General features: G+C 71.4%; 11 protein-coding genes and 1 rRNA gene. 3 read left to right on the top strand and 9 right to left on the bottom strand.

Translation table 11 applies throughout. The features are described from left to right. Positions 1-100 precede the first annotated feature (100 nt). Positions 101-2,917: a preprotein translocase subunit SecA gene (gene secA / locus ACSNOG_RS27340; RefSeq protein ID WP_436755370.1), complete on the bottom strand. Its 2,817-nt coding sequence runs from the start codon at positions 2,915-2,917 to the stop codon at positions 101-103. A 235-nt stretch (positions 2,918-3,152) separates the two neighbouring features. Here secA and ACSNOG_RS27345 point away from each other — a divergent pair, with 235 nt between their 5' ends. Further along, complete coding sequence (locus ACSNOG_RS27345; protein WP_436755371.1) at positions 3,153-3,746, top strand: GNAT family N-acetyltransferase; 594 nt, start codon at positions 3,153-3,155, stop codon at positions 3,744-3,746. 78 nt (positions 3,747-3,824) lie between these two features. Continuing rightward, on the top strand, positions 3,825-5,012 hold the full coding sequence (locus tag ACSNOG_RS27350) for a winged helix-turn-helix domain-containing protein (protein ID WP_436755372.1): 1,188 nt from the start codon (positions 3,825-3,827) through the stop codon (positions 5,010-5,012). A 48-nt stretch (positions 5,013-5,060) separates the two neighbouring features. Here ACSNOG_RS27350 and ACSNOG_RS27355 read toward each other — a convergent pair whose 3' ends face one another. From ACSNOG_RS27355 to mtnA, 7 genes are all read right to left on the bottom strand, one after another. After that, a complete protein-coding gene (locus tag ACSNOG_RS27355; protein WP_058044204.1) occupies positions 5,061-5,801 on the bottom strand; it encodes a response regulator in 741 nt (246 codons plus the stop codon). 251 nt (positions 5,802-6,052) lie between these two features. Continuing rightward, positions 6,053-6,742 carry a ribosome hibernation-promoting factor, HPF/YfiA family gene (hpf, locus tag ACSNOG_RS27360; RefSeq protein ID WP_436755373.1) on the bottom strand — a complete coding sequence of 230 codons (690 nt, stop codon included), beginning with the start codon at positions 6,740-6,742 and terminating at the stop codon, positions 6,053-6,055. Between the two features lie 316 nt (positions 6,743-7,058). After that, positions 7,059-7,829, bottom strand: a complete 771-nt coding sequence (locus ACSNOG_RS27365; RefSeq protein WP_436755374.1) for a ComF family protein — start codon at positions 7,827-7,829, stop codon at positions 7,059-7,061. Positions 7,830-7,959: 130 nt separating this feature from the next. Beyond that, entirely contained in the window at positions 7,960-9,792 is a 1,833-nt protein-coding gene (locus ACSNOG_RS27370; RefSeq protein WP_436755375.1) for an LpqB family beta-propeller domain-containing protein, read from the bottom strand. Next, entirely contained in the window at positions 9,782-11,815 is a 2,034-nt protein-coding gene (gene mtrB / locus ACSNOG_RS27375; protein ID WP_436755376.1) for an MtrAB system histidine kinase MtrB, read from the bottom strand. The genes ACSNOG_RS27370 and mtrB overlap by 11 nt, the downstream gene beginning before the upstream one ends. 1 nt (position 11,816) lies before the next feature. Then, positions 11,817-12,494: a two-component system response regulator MtrA gene (gene mtrA, locus ACSNOG_RS27380; RefSeq protein WP_055539974.1), complete on the bottom strand. Its 678-nt coding sequence runs from the start codon at positions 12,492-12,494 to the stop codon at positions 11,817-11,819. Positions 12,495-12,636: 142 nt separating this feature from the next. Then, positions 12,637-13,791, bottom strand: a complete 1,155-nt coding sequence (mtnA, locus tag ACSNOG_RS27385) for an S-methyl-5-thioribose-1-phosphate isomerase (protein WP_436755377.1) — start codon at positions 13,789-13,791, stop codon at positions 12,637-12,639. 159 nt (positions 13,792-13,950) lie between these two features. On the opposite strand from mtnA, the gene ACSNOG_RS27390 reads away from it, so the two are divergent. Then, positions 13,951-15,258: a hypothetical protein gene (locus ACSNOG_RS27390; protein WP_436755378.1), complete on the top strand. Its 1,308-nt coding sequence runs from the start codon at positions 13,951-13,953 to the stop codon at positions 15,256-15,258. Between the two features lie 156 nt (positions 15,259-15,414). Here the strand turns inward: ACSNOG_RS27390 and rrf are convergent. After that, positions 15,415-15,484: ribosomal RNA gene (gene rrf / locus ACSNOG_RS27395) — 5S ribosomal RNA — on the bottom strand; the annotation flags it as partial.

Genomic DNA, 15,484 nt, shown 5'->3' on the forward strand with positions numbered 1-15,484 from the left:
GGGCGGGACACCTGGGTGTCCCGCCCCGCCTCACACGGACCTGCTCTGCCGCGCCTGATTCTTAGCGGGCCTGCTTCTTAGCGGGCCTGCTTCTTACGGGCTACTTCTTACGACGACGGCCGCCGCTGTTCTTCTGCGCCTTGCGGCGCTCGGCGCGGGTCATGCCGTCCGCCGCCGAGCGGAACTCGCCGGTGTCGTCGCTGGCGTAGTCGGTCTCGATCGTGCCGCCCGCACCGTCGACCGTCGGGGCCGAGAAGTGCAGCCGGTCCGGCCGCTGCGGCTGCGCCAGACCCTTCGCACGGATCTCCGGACGGGCGGCGGGGATGGTGTCCTGCACCTTGTCCAGGGACGGCGCGGCCTCCTCGACCGGCACCTCCTCCAGCTGCTGGTCGACCTGGACCTCCAGGTTGAACAGGTAGCCGACGGACTCCTCCTTGATGCCCTCCATCATGGCCTGGAACATGTCGAAGCCCTCGCGCTGGTACTCGACCAGCGGGTCCTTCTGGGCCATCGCCCGCAGGCCGATGCCCTCCTGGAGGTAGTCCATCTCGTAGAGGTGCTCACGCCACTTGCGGTCCAGCACCGAGAGCACCACGCGGCGCTCCAGCTCGCGCATGATGTCGGAGCCCAGCTGCTCCTCGCGCGCCGCGTACTGCTCGTGGATGTCGTCCTTGATGGACTCGGCGATGAACTCGGCCGTGATGCCCGCGCGGTCGCCCGCCGCCTCCTCCAGCTCCTCGATGGTGACCTTCACGGGGTAGAGCTGCTTGAAGGCGCCCCACAGCCGCTCCAGGTCCCACTCCTCGGCGAAGCCCTCGACGGTCTCCTGGCGGATGTAGTCGTCGATGGTGTCGTCCATGAAGTGCTGGACCTGCTCCTGCAGGTTCTCGCCCTCCAGGACGCGGCGGCGCTCGCCGTAGATGACCTCGCGCTGGCGGTTGAGCACCTCGTCGTACTTCAGGACGTTCTTACGCGTCTCGAAGTTCTGCTGCTCGACCTGGGACTGCGCCGAGGCGATGGCACGGGTGACCATCTTGTTCTCGATCGGCACGTCGTCGGGGACGTTGGCCATGGCCATCACGCGCTCGACCATCTGGGCCTTGAACAGGCGCATCAGGTCATCGCCCAGCGACAGGTAGAAGCGGGACTCGCCCGGGTCGCCCTGACGGCCGGAGCGGCCGCGGAGCTGGTTGTCGATGCGGCGCGACTCGTGGCGCTCGGTGCCGAGGACGTAGAGGCCGCCGAGCTCCTTGACCTCCTCGAACTCGGCCTTCACCGCGGCCTCGGCGCGCTCCAGGGCGCCCGGCAGCGCGGCCGCCCACTCCTCGACGTGCTCCACCGGGTCCAGGCCCATCTGGCGCAGCTCCGCCTCGGCCAGGTCGTCCGGGTTGCCGCCGAGCTTGATGTCGGTGCCGCGGCCGGCCATGTTCGTGGCGACGGTGACGGCACCCTTGCGGCCGGCCTGCGCGACGATCGAGGCCTCGCGCTCGTGGTGCTTGGCGTTGAGCACCTCGTGCTGGATGCCGCGCTTGGAGAGCTGCTGGGAGAGGTACTCCGACTTCTCCACGGAAGTGGTGCCGACGAGGATCGGCTGCCCCTTCTCGTGCTTCTCGGCGATGTCCTTGACCACGGCGTCGAACTTGGCGACCTCGGTGCGGTAGATGAGGTCGGACTGGTCCATGCGGACCATCGGCCGGTTGGTCGGGATCGGCACCACGCCGAGCTTGTAGATCTGGTGGAACTCGGCGGCCTCGGTCATGGCCGTACCGGTCATGCCGGACAGCTTGCTGTAGAGGCGGAAGAAGTTCTGGAGGGTGATCGTGGCGAGAGTCTGGTTCTCGTCCTTGATCTCCACCCCTTCCTTCGCCTCGATGGCCTGGTGCATGCCCTCGTTGTAGCGGCGGCCCGCGAGGATACGGCCCGTGTGCTCGTCGACGATCATGACTTCGCCGTCCATGACGACGTAGTCCTTGTCGCGCTTGAAGAGCTCCTTCGCCTTGATGGCGTTGTTCAGGTAGCCCACCAGCGGGGTGTTGACCGACTCGTAGAGGTTGTCGATGCCCAGCCAGTCCTCGACCTTGGCGACGCCGGCCTCGTGGATGGCGACCGTGCGCTTCTTCTCGTCGACCTCGTAGTCGCCGGTCTCCTCGACGCCCTTCTGCGGGTTGGCCGGCTCGCCCTTCTTCAGGCGCGTGACCAGCTTGGCGAAGTCGCCGTACCACTTGGTGGCCTGGTCGGCCGGGCCGGAGATGATCAGCGGCGTACGGGCCTCGTCGACCAGGATCGAGTCGACCTCGTCGACCACGGCGAAGTTGTGCCCGCGCTGGACCAGCTCGTCCTTCGACCACGCCATGTTGTCCCGCAGGTAGTCGAAGCCGAACTCGTTGTTCGTGCCGTACGTGATGTCGCAGGCGTACTGCTCGCGGCGCTGCGCCGGCGTCATGTTGGCCAGGATGCAGCCGACCGACAGGCCCAGGAACTTGTGCACCCGGCCCATCAGCTCCGAGTCGCGCTCGGCCAGGTAGTCGTTGACCGTGATGAGGTGGACGCCCTTGCCCGACAGGGCGTTCAGGTACGCGGGCAGCGTGCCGACCAGGGTCTTGCCCTCACCGGTCTTCATCTCGGCCACGTAGCCCAGGTGCAGGGCGGCGCCGCCCATGAGCTGGACGTCGTAGTGACGCTGGCCGAGGACGCGCTTGGCCCCCTCGCGGACGGTCGCGAAGGCCTCGGGGAGCAGGTCGTCCAGGCTCTCCCCGTCGGCGTAGCGCTGCTTGTACTCGTCGGTCAGGGCGCGCAGCTCGGCGTCGGAGAGGTTGAGGAAGTCCTCTTCGATGGAATTGACCTGGTCCGCGATGCGGTGCAGCTTGCGCAGGATCTTGCCTTCTCCTGCACGCATGATCTTGCCGAAGACGGACACGTAGGCTAGCTCCTTGCCGGTCGGGCCTGGCACCGGTTCTCCCCCGCCGTGGGCAGGGGGCGGGTACGCGGGCACGACGGGACAGTCCCCGCCGCAACGGCCATCGTAAGCGAGGACCCCGCCGCGCCGGGAGGTCCGTCATCACCCGGGCCGGGTGTCACCCACTGTGTCACCCGGATATGGAACGAGCGAATAATCCCCGAGGTGCCGGGCCACCGCTCTTTACACTCCGCCCATGGACCCCGTAGAGCTCACGACCGAACGTCTCCTGCTGCGGCCTTTCGCCCCCTTCGACACGGACGCCGTGGTCGCGGCCTGCCAGGACCCGGACATCCCGCGCTACACGAGCGTGCCCTCGCCGTACACGCCCGAGGACGCCCGCACCTTCATCGGGGAGACCTGCCCGGCCGGCTGGCGGGACGACTCCCTCTACACCTGGGGCGTCTTCACCCGGGAGGACGGCCGGCTCGCCGGTTCGATGTGCCTGGTGCGGCTCGCGCAGCTGCGTTCCCCCGAGCGCCAGGCCGAGCTCGGCTACTGGACGGCCAAGGAGCAGCGCGGCCGCGGGTACACCGCGGAGGCGGCCGGCGAGGTGGTCCGCTGGGCCTTCGAGAGCCTCGGCGTCGAGCGCATGGAGTGGTACGCGGAGGCCGGCAACGAGGGCTCGCGCGCCGTGGCCCTGAAGGTGGGGTTCCGGATGGAGGGCGTCATGCGGTCGAAGATCGTGTACGCGGGCACGCGCCGCGACGCGTGGACCGGCTCCCTGCTCCCCTCGGACCTGGACCTGCCCACGACCGCCCCCTACCTGCCGTTTCCCGAGCGCAGCTGACCGGCCCCGGCCGGCTCCCGGGCCCCCCTCCGGCCCGCTCCCCGGCCGTTGTCAGTCCCCCCGCCTAAGGTGACCGCCATGACAACTGCCGCCTCCGCCAAGGCCCGTAAGCCCGAGCACCACCTGTCCGCCGATGACGCGCGCCGGCTGGCACTGCGCGCCCAGGGCCTGCTGGGCGCGCAGGACCGGCGGGCGGGCGCGCGCGGCGTGCTGCGGCGGCTGGGAGCCGTCCAGCTGGACACGATCTCGGTGCTCGCCCGTTCGCACGAGCTGGTGCCCTACGCCCGCCTGGGCGCGGTCGGCCGCGGCACGGTCGAGGCGGCGTACTGGTCGGGGGACCACGCCTTCGAATACTGGTCGCACGCGGCGTGCATCCTGCCCGTCGAGGAGTGGCCGCTGTTCGCCTTCCGCCGCCGGGCCTTCCAGGCCCGCGGCCACCGCTGGCACGTCATGGAGGACGCGGAGCGCTCGTGCGCGGCGGTCCGCGACCGGCTCAAGGCCGACGGCCCGCTGACGGCCACGGAGCTGGGCGGCGCCAAGAACGGCGGGGAGTGGTACGACTGGTCCGAGACGAAGATCGCCGTGGAGTGGCTGCTGGACACCGGCGAGGTGGTGTGCACCCGCCGTCGCGGCTGGAAGCGCGTGTACGACCTGGCGGAGCGCGCTGTGCCGGGCGCCCTCTTCCACGACGACCTGGACGACACCGCGTGCGTCCGGCGCCTGGTGGCGCAGGCCGGTGCCGCGATGGGCGTGGCCACCCGGGCGGACCTCGCGGACTACCACCGCCTCAAGGGCGAGCAGGTGGACGCCGTCATCGACGAGACCGGCCTGGTGCCGGTCGAGGTGGCGGGCTGGTCGAAGCCGGCGTGGGCCGACCCCGCGGCCCTGGCCGCCGGACAGCCGCGCGGCCGGCACCGCACGACGCTGCTGTCGCCCTTCGACTCCCTGGTCTGGGACCGCCCCCGCACGGAACGGATCTTCGGTTTCACGCACCGCCTGGAGGCGTACGTGCCGAAGGAGAAGCGGATACACGGCTATTTCGTGATGCCGCTGCTGTCGGGCGGCCGGCTGCTCGGCCGCGTCGACCCGGCGCGCGACGGGACCACGCTGGTGGCCCGTCAGGTCTCCCTCGACGGGCCCAAGGCCGTGGCCCCCATGGCGCAGGCGCTCCGCGAGGCGGCGGAGTGGGTGGGCTGCGACACCGTCCGGATCGAGCGCTGCGACGACGCGAAGCTGGCCGCAGCACTGATCTCGGCCCTGGACTAGGCGCGCGGCGCAGCCCGGCCGGGCGCCGCGGCCCGCCGAACGACTCCGCTAGCGGATCTCCAGGATCTTCTCGCGCATCGCGTACACCACCGCCTCCATCCTGGAGTGCAGCTGCAGCTTCTCCAGGATGTTGCGCACGTGGTTCTTGACGGTGTTCTCGGAGATGAACAGCTCCTTGGCGATGTCGCGGTTGTTCATCCCCGTGGCGACGAGCTTGAGGACCTCCAGCTCGCGGTCGGTCAGCCGGGGCGCGGGCACCAGCCTGCGCTCGTCCGTGCGCTGGATCATCGACTTGAATTCGGTGAGCAGCTTGGACGCCATCGACGGGCTGATCTGCGACTGCCCGTCGGCGACGGCCCGGATGGCGGTCGCCACTTCGTCGGTGGAGATCTCCTTGAGGAGATAGCCGGTCGCCCCGGCCTTGATGGCGTCGTAGAGGTCGGCTTCCTCATCGCTGATCGTCAGCATGATGATTTTCGCGCTGGGGGCCACCTCCTTGATGGAGGTGCACGCCTCGATGCCGCCGCGCTTGGGCATGCGGACATCCATCAGCACGATGTCGGGCAGCAGATCCGCGGCCTTGTCCACGGCCTCCGCGCCGTCCCCGGCCTCACCGACGACCTGGATGTCCTCCTCCTGCGCGAGGACGATCTCCAAGCCCCGGCGGAAGAGCGCGTGGTCGTCCACGACCAGGACCCGGATGGGCTCCTCGCGCGCCGCGCCCCTGCCGGTGCAGGCCTCGTCATCGTCCTCGCCGGGCTCGAGTACGGGCCCGAACCTGTCCGCCATTGTTCCTCCCCCTGAAGACCCCTGAAGGCCCAGAGCCCCTCGCGGTTGCACTGTGCTGCGTGCTGCGCCGCCCAACCGGTTCCCCGGCGCCGGTGGTTGGCCGTCGGGCCATGATTTCATGCCGGGGGGCCGGACGCTGCTTCCGTCGTCGCACGCCGGCGCCCCGGGGGCGCGGGGGGCGCGCCCCCAGGGCACCGGACCGACGGTTACAGGGTTACGGCAGTCGGCGCGGGAGGCCCGGGCCTCCCGGCTCAGCCGCCCAGCTCTCCGCCCGCGCCACCGGGCTCTCCTTCGAAGAGCGGATCGGCATTGAGGTGGATGACGCCGTAGTCGTAGGCGTGCCGCCGGTAGACGACACTGGGTTGCTTGGTGTCGGAGTCGACGAACAGATAGAAGTCGTGCCCGACCAACTCCATTTCGTAGAGCGCCTGGTCGAGGGTCATGGGCGCTGCGGAGTGGGTCTTCTCGCGGACCACCAAGGGGCCCTCGCCGCGGATCTCCAGGGATCCCATGCGGGTGACCGGCACCCCGTCCGCCGCCTTCTCGGCGGCGAGTTCACCGGTGTCGGTGAGCTCCGCGGCGCCGATGACGGTCGCCGCGACATCGCTCGCGGGGATGCGGCCGTTGCCCCGCCGGGTGTGGCGCTTGTCGTTCTGCTTGCGCAGCCGTGCTTCGAGCTTGCTGGTGGCCAGGTCCAGTGCGACGTACGGATCGGTTGCAGCGGCCTCCGCCCGGATCACCGGTCCACGGGAACGCACCGTGATCTCCACCCGGTCGGAGCGGTCGGCCTGCCTGGGGTTGGGCTCCTTGGACACCTCGACGTCGAGGCTGATCACCTTGCCGTCGAGCTTCTGGATCTTGTCCAGCTTCAGCTTCTCGGCCACGTGCTTGCGAAAGCGCTCGGGCACCTCGGTCTTGCGGCCTTTGACGACGATGTCCACGCAGAACTCCGTTCCCGGATCGCCCCGCCGAAGATGCGGAGCGCATCCCTCTTGCATCAGACCCCGGGGATACCCGGAGCCACCGACTTGGCGGTTTTCACCTCCTCCTCCCCCATCGGCAAGGTCTGCACCCCATCGACTTCAAGCTTCCGCGAAAGCGTGCAACGCTCGCCATTCGGAAATGCGAGGCATAGCCCCTGCCATTCCTCACAACCGAACATATCTCGCTCGGACGCCTGTCGGTAGCCCCTACCGGGACGTACCTCCATTCAGGTGTTTCCCTGCCGTTACCATCAGCAACGAATGAGGTTGCCCTTCAGTTCCGGTTCTTTTCGGCCTCGCGCGGGGGAACTCCGGACGCGGCCACGACGGCGGCGCCCAGCACCCTTCCGCCCGCGAGAGAGACGGCACGGGCCGCCTCCGCGAGCGACGCCCCTGTGGTCATCAGGTCATCCACCAGCACCACCGGCCCCTCAGACCGCAACAGCCCCTCCCCTCCCATACGTACCCCCAGTGCCCCGGCCACATTCGCCCTGCGCTGCCGCGCACCCAGCCCGGCCTGATCGGCGACCGGTCTGCACTGGCGCAGCACGGCCGCTGTGCGGGCGGGCTGACCGGCGGCGCGCAGGGCGCGGGAGGCGGAGAGCGCCAGGCGGCGGCCCGCATCGTGGCCCCGGGCGGCGACGGCACGGCGGGCGGAGGGGACGGGAACGAGCAGCAAGGGCCTTTCACCGGCCTCCAGGGCCCCTCCCCCGCCCCACCGGCCACCGCCCGGCCCATTGGTCGCAGCACGCACCGCACCCGCCAGGGCAGCCCCCAGCGGCCCCGCCAACCCAAGCGCTCCGCGCTCCTTGTGGGCGAGCAGCGCCGAGCGCACGGGGCCCTCGTAGGGCGCGGCGGCATGGACCGGGGGCAGCCCGGCCGGCTCCGGATCCGGCCTGACGCGCCACGCCGCGCTCGCGCCCGGCCATGCGCTTCCGCCCAGCGCCGCCCGGCACACTTCGCACAGCACGGACCGCGGCCGCCCGCAACCCGCGCACTCGCCCGGCAGCACCAGGCCCGCGATCTCCTGCCACCACCTGCGCACAGATCCAGGGTCCCGCCGGTCGCAGCGGCCCGCCACCCCTGTGGAAAACCCTGCGCGGGGTAACCGGCGCGCCCGGCCGCTCCCACGGCTCGGCGACCCCGACGGCTCGGTGGCCCGGCGGCCCGGGCGGCTACCCCGGGTAGACCGGTGCGGAGCCTTCCTTGGTCACCAGCTTCCAGTTGCTGTCCGGCAGCAGTCGTACGATCCCGCCGTCGCGCTCCGCCACCAGCGCCGGCGCCTTCGCCGTGCTCTCCGAGGCCGCGACGCCCCGTACGCCCGTGATGCCGGGCAGCGCGGAGGTGTTGGACAGCGAGCCGTCCGTGTCGATGTACTGCAGCTGCTGCAGTCCGCCCTGCTCGTTCCCGGCGACCAGCAACCGGCTTCCGCCGGCCCACGACACCGCGTCGACCTGTTCCAACCGGGGCGCAACCGAGCGCAGTTCCTGCACCGAAAGGCTCAGCCGCCCCGCGCCCGCGTGCCGTTCGACCCGCCCCAGCTTCAGGCTCGTCCGGTCGTCCTTGGTCACCAGCAGCGCGATCCGCACGCCGTCGGCCGCCACCCGCAGCCCGGTGATGCGCCCGTCGAGCCTCGGCACCTGGACCTCTTCCGGGCTTCCCGTGCCGCCGGCCAGCCGCAGCAGTCGCGGCCGCTCGGGGTCCTGGTCGGCCACCCACAGGTCGCCGAGCCCGTCCCAGCTCGGGGCGGTCAGCCCGGCCTTCGTCCCGCCGCGGGCCGTCACCCGCGGCTCGCCCAGCGCCGAGCCGGTCTCCAGGCGGGTGACGTACAGCGCCTGGCCGTTGCCGGCCACGCCCGCGGCGTGGTGCTCGCTGCGGTCCACGCCCACCGACCGCAGCTGCACGGCGCCGTCGGCGCCGAACGGCCCCGGCACCCGCCGCGGCTCCTCGTCGCCGTCGGCCAGGCTCACCATCCGGTGCTGCGCGTCCACGAAGTACTGCTGGTCGGCGCCGCGCCCGGCGGCCTGGTCGGGCGCGTACTTGCGCGCCTCCTCGCGCCCCAGCGAGCACAGCTGCGAGCCGTTCTCCCGCTGCAGCACGACCTGGCCGACCTTCGCCGACTGGTCCTGGACGGTGTACAGCAACTGCGCGGCCATGCGCGTGCACTGCGTCTGGTTGGTCCCCGCGGCCTTCCCGTTGAGCCGGATCTTCAGGGCGTTGGAGTCGTCCACGGAGAGCCGCCGGTCCACGACCTTCGTGCCCGTGGGGAACGCCGTCGCGGCCACCGGGTCCAGCCAGTTGGTCGGCCCGTCCAGCAGCGCGTTGACCGTGGAGGTCACGGGGTCTATGCGCTTGCGCAGGTAGACGGGGTCGGCGACGAGCATCTCCTTGCCCTTGCCGGAGCCCGAGGTGCCCAGCTCGGCGAAGTAGTACTTGTTGACGGACCGGTAGATCCGCTGGAAGTCGGCGAGGCCGAGCACCAGCTCGGGCGGCAGCATGTCGATGCGCCATTCGCCGCCCTCGCGCGCGACGTGGATCTGCTCCTTGTACGCGCCCTCTTCGGGCTTGTAGGCGTGCTTGGCGTCGATCCTGGCGACCTGCTTGCCGACCAGCGTGACGGTGTAGTCCTGGTCGCGGTCGCCGGAGTGTTCCACGCGCACCTGCGGCGGCTCCGCCAGCACGATCGTGCCGCGCGAGGGGTCCCAGCCGCGCTGCTTGCCCTTGGCCAGGTACATGCGCGCCGTGCCGTAGTCCGGGTCGTCGCTGGTGGTGGCCTCCAGGAAGCCCGTCACCAGCTCCTGCGGCCGCTCGCCCTTGTGCGGCGGCACACCGTAGACCCGCACCTGCGAATCGGCGTCGGCGCGCTGCGAGGAGTCGACCGCCGTCACCTCGCCGCTGTCGGGCATCGAGGCGCACCCGGCCAGCAGCGCCGCACTCACGACGAGCGCGCCGAACCCCGCGGTCCGCCGCGGGCCGCCGGCCCGACGACGATTGCGTTCAGCGCCCACGCGCCCGCCCCTCACGTTCCCCCGCGGCCCCCGCCGCGGGCTTGCCGCCGTCCTGGCTCGCCGGACGCACCACACGGGCACCACTGCCCGGCAACGCCGTCGGATCCACGGAAGGCACGTTTCTGTTCTGCGCCGGGACGGGCGAGAGGCCGCCGCCCTGGCCCTGCGGCGGCATGCCGCCCGACCGGCCGGCCACGGCGACCGGCACGCCGGCCTCGCTCAGCCCGCGGTTGCGCCGGGAGTCCTCCGGCTCCAGCGGGATCGGCGATCCGCGCAGGCTCTCGCCGGCGGTGCTCGGCAGCGTCAGCCGGAACTGCGAACCGCCGCCCGGCTCGCCCCACGCCTGCAGCCAGCCACCGTGCAGCCGCGCGTCCTCCACGGCGATCGACAGGCCCAGGCCCGTACCGCCCGTGGTGCGGGCCCGCGCGGGGTCGGCCCGCCAGAAGCGGTTGAACACCCGGACGGCCTCGCCGGGCTTGAGACCCACGCCGTAGTCGCGCACGGCCACCGCGACCGCGCCGCCGGCCGCCGCCAGTCGCACGACCACGTCCCGGCCCTCGCCGTGCTCCACGGCGTTGACGACCAGGTTGCGCAGCACGCGCTCCACGCGCCGGGAGTCGGCTTCCGCCATCACCGGCTGCTCGGCGCCCTGCACCAGCAGCCTGCTGCCCTTGCGCTCCGCGAGCGGCAGGGCGCCTTCGATCACGCGGTGGACGACGTCCCGCAGATCGACCGGCTCGGCCTCCAGGGCCGCGGCCCCCGCGTCGAACCGGCTGATCTCCAGCAGGTCGGCCAGCAGCGACTCGAAGCGGTCGACCTGCCCGTACAGCAGCTCCGCCGAGCGCGCGGTGACCGGGTCGAAGTCCTCACGGGCCTCGTGGATGACCTCGGCGGCCATGCGCACGGTCGTCAGCGGCGTCCGCAGCTCGTGCGAGACGTCCGAGACGAACCTGCGCTGCATCCGCGACAGCTGCTCCAACTGCTGGATCTTGACCTGGAGGTTCTGCGCCATCTTGTTGAAGGCCTCACCGAGGCGGGCGATGTCGTCCTCGCCGGTGACCTTCATCCGCTCCTGCAGGACGCCCGCCGCCAGCCGCTCGGAGATGCTCGCGGCCATCCGCACGGGCGTGACGATCTGCCGCACCACGAGCCAGGCGATGGCCCCGAGCAGCACGACCACGAACACCCCGGCCGTCGCGAGCGTGCCCTTGACCAGGCTCAGCGACTTCTCCTCCTGGGTGTACGGGAAGAGGTAGTACAGCTGGTACGCCTTGCCGTTGGGGTCGTACATCCGCTTGCCGACGACCAGCGCCGGCTCGCCCTCGTCGGAGGCGTTGTGCTTCACCGATGCGGACTTCCACAGCGCACCGGTCTTGGAGTCCAGCTGTTTGCGCAGGTCGGCGGGGATGCTGGCCTCGGGGTCGATGTCACCGGAGGCCCGCGGGCCGCGCGCCCCTGCGGACGTCATGTCGCCGTAGCCCAGGTCGCCGTAGGCGAGGTCCACGCCGCCGGAGCTGAGCGCCACCACGTGGTAGACGCCCTGGCCGCCGCTGGAGAGCTGCTGCACCTGCGCTGTCAGCCAGGCCCCGGGGTCCGTGACGCCGCGGCTGCCCGACGGCGCGTCCTGTCCGCGGGTGTCCCCCGCGGTGTCGGCGGCGTCCCGCGCCGCCTTGAAGCCGCCCTCGGCCTGGCTCAGCGACGCGTGCCGCTTGGCCTCCAGCAGGCCGTTGCGGACCTGCCCGATGACCACGACGCCCAGCAGCAGCACCACGCCGAACGACATCAGCAGCGTCGTCGCGACGACCCGCAGCTGGATGTTCCGCCGCCACAGGCGCATCGCGGGCAGCAGCGGACGGCGCACCCAGCGCACGTACAGCCTCAGCACCGGGTGGACCGGCCCCGCGGCCGCGCCGTCGGACAGCATCCGCCCGGCGCGCCACAGCCGCCGGAGGAAAGATATGCCGCCCGCCGTCTCGACGGGCCGCCCCACGCCCCGCTCCGGGGCGGCACCGTTGCCCGACATCTCAGCTCGGCCCGGCCTTGTAGCCCACACCACGGACGGTCACCACGATCTCCGGCCGCTCCGGGTCCTTCTCGACCTTGGAGCGCAGCCGCTGTACGTGCACGTTGACGAGGCGGGTGTCCGCCGCGTGCCGGTAGCCCCAGACCTGCTCCAGGAGCACCTCACGGGTGAAGACCTGCCACGGCTTGCGGGCGAGTGCGACCAGCAGGTCGAACTCGAGCGGGGTCAGCGCGATCGACTGCCCGTCGCGCTTGACCGAGTGCCCGGCCACGTCGATGACGAGGTCCCCTATCGCCAGCTGCTCCGGCGCGGGCTCCTCGGAGCGGCGCAGGCGGGCGCGGATGCGCGCCACCAGCTCCTTCGGCTTGAACGGCTTGACGATGTAGTCGTCCGCCCCCGATTCCAGGCCGACGACGACGTCGACCGTGTCGCTCTTCGCGGTCAGCATCACGATCGGCACGCCGGACTCGGCGCGGATGAGCCGGCAGACCTCGATGCCGTCCCGCCCGGGCAGCATCAGATCGAGCAGCACCAGATCGGGCTTGACCTCACGAAAAGCAGCAAGTGCCTTGTCGCCGTCCGCTACAAACGACGGCTCGAAACCCTCACCACGCAGCACAATGCCGAGCATCTCGGCCAGTGCGGTGTCGTCGTCGACGACAAGGACGCGTCCCTTCATATCGACATCATCCCATTTTCGCATCCGGTCCATAGAGCCGGGTGACGGAGCTCACCTGGCGCGACTGACACACTTCGGTGTGTCCCGTTGACCCGGGACACCGACAGCGTTCGCCGCCAGGGGTGGACAGTACACGTGCGGATCAGGCCGGCTCACTCCCGGATCCCCGCCGTGACCTGCCGCAGAGCTCGGCCAGGCCCGCCCCGGTCACCGGCGAGACCACACCGTTCTCCGTGACGATCGCCGTCACCAGTTCCGGTGGGGTGACGTCGAACGCGGGGTTGTACGTCTGCGTGCCCAGGGGAGCCACCGGCACCCCCGTGCCCGGCTCCGCGCCCGCCCCCGGCGGGACCACCGTGAACTCCGTGATCTCGTGCCCCGGGCGCTGCTCCACCTCGATCTCCGAGCCCGCCTGCGTCCCGAGGTCCACCGTGGTCACCGGGGCTACGACGAGGAACGGCACGTGGTGGTAGCGGGCCAGGACCGCCAGCGGATAGCTGCCGACCTTGTTCGCCACGGAGCCGTCCGCGGCTATCCGGTCCGCACCGATCAGCACGGCGTCCACCTCGCCCGCCGCGAACAGCGACCCCGCCGCATTGTCGGCGAGCAGGGTGTACGCCATGCCGGCCCGGGCCGCCTCGTACGCCGTCAGCCGCGCCCCCTGCAGCAGCGGGCGCGTCTCGTCCACCCACAGACGCCTCAGCTGCCCCGCACGGTGCGCCGCGCTCACCACGGCCAGCGCCGTGCCCTCGCCCCCGGAGACCAGCGCCCCGGTGTTGCAGTGCGTGAGGACCCGGAACCCGCCGCCGGGCACCAGCTCCTCCAGCAGCCCCAGCCCGTGCTCCGCCATCCGCGCGCTGGCCTCGGCGTCCTCACGGTGCAGGGCGCGCGCCTCGGCGAGCACGGCCGCGGCGGCCCGCTCGGGCCCGCTGCCGCCCTTCAGGGCCTTCTCGTACGCCCCCAGGGCCCGCCGGACCCCGTAGGCGAGGTTCACGGCCGTGGGGCGCGCGTGGGCGAGCAGCTCGGCGGCCTCCACAACGTCGAAGCCGCGGACGGCGGCCAGGGCCACGCCGTACGCCCCGGCGATGCCGAGCAGCGGGGCTCCCCGCACGGCGAGCGTTCGGATCGCGTCGACCAGTGCCGGCACGTCCGTGCACACCAGCCCGACCTCCTCGGCGGGCAGCCTGCGCTGGTCCAGGACCACGAGCACGGGCCCCTCCGGCGGCTCCTCCCATCTCAGGGCGGGAACGGAGCCGGGCTCGACGGACGCCATGGATGCCGCGAACTGATCAGCCATCCATCCAGTCTGCCGCTCGTACCCCGACTATTGAAGGTCGCCTTGGGATTCCTCCCCCGTACGAGCTCGCGGGCCGCGCGGATCACCGTGACACGATTGCCGGAAGTCGCCCGGCGCCGAACCGGCGGGGGGCGGGCACTGAGAAGGAGCGAGACGCACATGACTGACTCTCCGGGCCGGACCTCGCCCGGATCCTCCCCGTCCGACGAGCGCGACGCAGTGGCGACGCAGCAGCCGACACCGGCGCAGAAGGAGCCGGGACCGGAGCAGGCCCAGGAGCAGGAGCAGGCACAGGACAGAGCCCAGTGGGCGCAGGAACAGCCGCCACCGGGCGAGTGGTCCACCTCGCCCCCGAGCCCGCCCAAGCAGCGCGCACGCGCCCGTGCCCGCGCGCATACGTCCCCGGGCGGCGCTCCGGGGCCGGCCGGGCCCGACAGGCCCAGCGGGCCCGACGGGCGCGGGCCGGCTCAGGCCGGGAACGGGGGGCCGCCGCCGGGCTGGAACCAGTGGGGCCGCCCGCCCCACGTGCCGCAGCCTGGGGTGATCCCGCTGCGACCGCTGCAGACCAGCGAGATCGTGGAAGCCTCGGTGCGCACGATGCGCCTCCACTGGCGCTCCGTCGTCGGCATCTCCCTGGCCGTGGCGGTCGGCACGCAGACCGTGGCCACCGTGATCGAACGGCTGTGGCCGCGCGGCACCCAGGAGCTCGACACGCTCAGTGGCCAGACCCCCCAGACGCCGAAGGAACTGGTCGACGCCATAGGCAACGGCCTCGGCAGCCTGGGCGTGGCGTGGCTCCTCAGCCTGGTCGGCTCGATCACCGCCGCGGCGCTGCTCACGGTGATCGTCAGCCGGGCGGTCCTGGGCCGCCCGGTCACGGCCCGGGAAGCGTGGCGGAGCGCCCGGCCGCAGCTGGGGCGGATGGCGGGGCTCATGGTCCTGGTGCCGATGCTCCTGGTGGGTGTGTTCGCCGTGGGTATCGTCTGGGGCCTGCTGGCGGCCGCGGCCGGAGCCGAGCAGGCGGGAATGTCGCTCATGGCGCTGGGCGGCCTGGTGTCCATGGGTGTCGCGACGTCGCTGTGGATCCGCTACAGCCTCGCCGCCCCGGCGCTGATGCTGGAGAAGCAGAGCGTGCTGGGAGCAATGCGGCGGTCGGCGAAGCTGGTGCGGGGCGCCTGGTGGCGGGTCTTCGGAATGCAGCTGCTGTCCGTGCTGATTACGCTGCTGGTCGGCTTTATGGCGCAGGCCGTGGTCGGCGTCTTCGACGCCCTCATTCACGGCTTCGGGGAACAGCAGGCCGCCGATGCGACCGACTGGGCCTCACTGATCTCGATCGGTATAGCGGCGGCCATCAGCAGCACGCTCACTCTTCCGGTCACAGCCGGCATGACGGCGCTGCTGTACATGGATCAGCGTATTCGTCGCGAGTCCCTCGACATTGAGCTCGCCCGGGCGGCGGGCGAATAAGACCGCACGCTCAGCTCCTGTTCGGCTGCATTCCTCAATCCCTGAATTCCCTGAGGGAACGGGATGCAGCCGGGCAGGAGGGGGCGAAACGGCCCGGAAATGCGAAAAAGCCCCGGCAGGAACTCAAGGTTCCCACCAGGGCTTTCTCTAAAAATTGTTCGGCGGCGTCCTACTCTCCCACACGGTCCCCCATGCAGTACCATCGGCGCTGAAAGGCTTAGCTTCC

The sequence above is a fragment of the Streptomyces sp. URMC 124 genome, from assembly GCF_051386455.1.
GTDB lineage: Bacteria > Actinomycetota > Actinomycetes > Streptomycetales > Streptomycetaceae > Streptomyces.